At 38.4% G+C, this 2,649-nt stretch carries 2 protein-coding genes; both read left to right on the forward strand.

Features of this window, described 5'->3' with window-relative positions:
- Positions 1–492 precede the first annotated feature (492 nt).
- Positions 493–912 carry a hypothetical protein gene (locus tag QZ562_RS20865; RefSeq protein ID WP_293764609.1) on the forward strand — a complete coding sequence of 140 codons (420 nt, stop codon included), beginning with the start codon at positions 493–495 and terminating at the stop codon, positions 910–912.
- 972 nt (positions 913–1,884) lie between these two features.
- Positions 1,885–2,370, forward strand: coding sequence for a hypothetical protein (locus tag QZ562_RS20870; RefSeq protein ID WP_293764611.1), 486 nt, complete (start codon positions 1,885–1,887; stop codon positions 2,368–2,370).
- Positions 2,371–2,649 lie beyond the last annotated feature (279 nt).

Here is a 2,649-nt window from a genome sequence, read left to right on the forward strand (position 1 = left end):
ATTGACAGGGATGGAACGGTCCGGCGTCCCGGTGTATGCCTGTTTTGCATCGTTACAGGGACGTAACTAATTAGAACAACGCAGGAGCAGTTGTCGAGGAGCAAAAACAGGTCACAGTTTTTATCGGAATGATCATTAATACTACACAGGTAACTGCGGCGTACATAACGGCTAACAACTGTATACAGGATCATAACGCCAAAGGATTAATTGCATAGTTCCAAAGGTTTCTAATTAAATGACGAAGGTGTTATTCTGAAAAAAATTCAAGGAATTAAGGTAACAGGGAGTTTGTAAATGGAAATACAGCAACAAAAAATATCAGCGCTGTTGGCGAACAATGTCTGCTTTATAATTCCCAGTCAAAACAATAGCCTTGTCTTGAAGTTCAGCACAAGCATCAATGAACAAGGTTATTACAAGCAGATCGTATGTAATTGTTTCGCACTGCGCACCACTGGCCGTTAGGTTACACCGAGGTTTTACCAAGACATGAACGTTTCTCTAATGATTGCAGGTACATTGAGTGCTCTTGCTGCATTATTACATTTAGGCTGTATATATTTTGGTGCGCCCTGGTATCGATTTTTTGGTGCTGGAGAGCAAATGGCGGTGCTTGCGGAACAAGGCAGTATTCAACCAACATTAATCACTAGCGGCATTGTAACTGTTCTGACTATTTGGTCTCTTTATGCGTTTTCTGCTGCAGGCGTTATTTTGCGCCTACCTTTAATTCGTCTGGCTCTTATTATAATTACACTAGTTTATTTAGTTCGTGGTGTTGGGGGGTTCTTCTTAATAAATTCACCTATGGGGAATTCTCCCGAATTCTGGCTTTGGAGTTCTGCTATTTGTTTAATATTTGGTTTTTTTCATTTTATCGGTTTAAAACAAAAATGGGCAAGCCTGTGAGCGAAGTGTAACCTAGTAAAGCGTCAAGAACGAACTTAAAAGAGGTGTCCAAGTTCTGCATCGCTCCACATTTTAGTCGACAATTTCAAACTGCTTAACGTGGCGTTTTGACAAGGAGATGCAGTGAATATTTGTAGCAGGAATAATAGGATTATTGACATCTGTTGTTCATATCATTGCAGGTTAATGTGATCCTGTTAGACCTTTTCTTAAATCTAATCTATCAGATATACCTAAAGCAACTTTATTAAGTTGTTGTCATCTGTTGGCTGTCATATTATTATTTTTTGAGCTTGTGTTAACTTATGCTGGTTGGTTTAATTCACACTTTTTGCAAGATATCGTTATTGGTATTTCTATTAGCTTTATAATTTTTCTTCGGTTTTATCGTCATAGGTTTGCATTTTTTAAAATTTCAAGCATTTTTAAAACTTCCATAATGGATCTTATTATTGCCAACAGGATTCTTTCTCCCCTACATCCACAACCGCTGCATGCGGATATCTGCCTTAAGCGCAATTTGTCGCTTCGCCGAATCACACGACTATGTCATTGACAGTGGACGTTAGATTACATGGCTTCGTCGTTTTGTGCTAATTCACCTCTAATCAACGCCTAATACGATGTTTTGTTCATCGTTTCATAGTTTCTATTCGCAGAGGCTACTCTTTATGCGTTCGGCTTGACCACTATGGATGGTGAAAAGCAGACATTGCAGAAGCGATATATCTACCGTCCAGAACAGATTTCATGGTCAAGTCCTTGCCATTCGCTAGTAGTTTCCATCTAATCAAAAAATTGCTTTCGACGATGATTTTCCTGCAGGAGACTTACACCGCTTTAGTTCATGCCCATGCGTACTTAATACAATGTTACTGAAAGGAAACAACTTGGCCAAAACTCGCCAACCGTTTGCCTTCAGAAGATTGCAGTGTTATAAAAATCAATTCTAATCTATCTGTAGTTAACATAATGAACAAACAACCAGTCCAATCAACCGTTAACATGTTTCGTGATTCTCCATGGCCAGGAAATATTCTATCTAATTTCGCGCAAACGCCGTTTGTTATAGATGGAGTAACATGTTCTTGCTCAGAAGCATTTATACAATCCCTTAAGTCCTCTGATCCCGAGGAACAAGTAAAGTTATGTAGTCTTCAAGGGAAAGAAGCTTGGGAGCGCGGTAGCAAGTTAACAGATCGAATTTTTTCAGCTGGATGCGTTTGGTGGCTTGGTGAAATATTACCATTACATTCTATAGAACACTTCCAGCTAGTTAAGCGCGGATTAGTTGCAAAGTTTAACCAATCAGAGGTAGCTCGCGACGCTCTAATTGGAAGTGGAACTGCCAAGTTACTCCATGATTTTGGTAAACCTAAAGGGAGCAGAGAATCTTTACCCATTGAAGTATTCTGCAACATAATAACTGATATTAGAAATGTGATTCAGTCAGAATAGATTACAAATTTGTAAAACGAATTGATTAGAAAAATTAAGAATATGTTAAATGCAGTAGACAAAAGCTAACAAGGCATTACATTAGACTTTTTATGCCACGGCGCTTTTAGCAAACATGTGCATAAAGCCTACCAAACATACTCCGTTAGTGAATACAGCGTTGGTGCTTTAGAAATATACACAGTATCGAGTCAAACTGAGTAATTACAAAGAAGACACATATTATCTAAAAGTTATTTATGCGGTTGGTGAAATTTTGAAACTAGTAGAATGTAAAAC

Source organism: uncultured Paraglaciecola sp. (assembly GCF_913058035.1).
In the GTDB taxonomy this organism is placed as follows: domain Bacteria; phylum Pseudomonadota; class Gammaproteobacteria; order Enterobacterales; family Alteromonadaceae; genus Paraglaciecola.

Excerpts from the sequence above, each read along its gene's own strand:
- QZ562_RS20865 (WP_293764609.1), top strand. The coding sequence starts at position 493 with ATGAACGTTTCTCTAATGATTGCAGGTACATTGAGTGCTCTTGCTGCA.
- QZ562_RS20870 (WP_293764611.1), top strand. The coding sequence starts at position 1,885 with ATGAACAAACAACCAGTCCAATCAACCGTTAACATGTTTCGTGATTCT.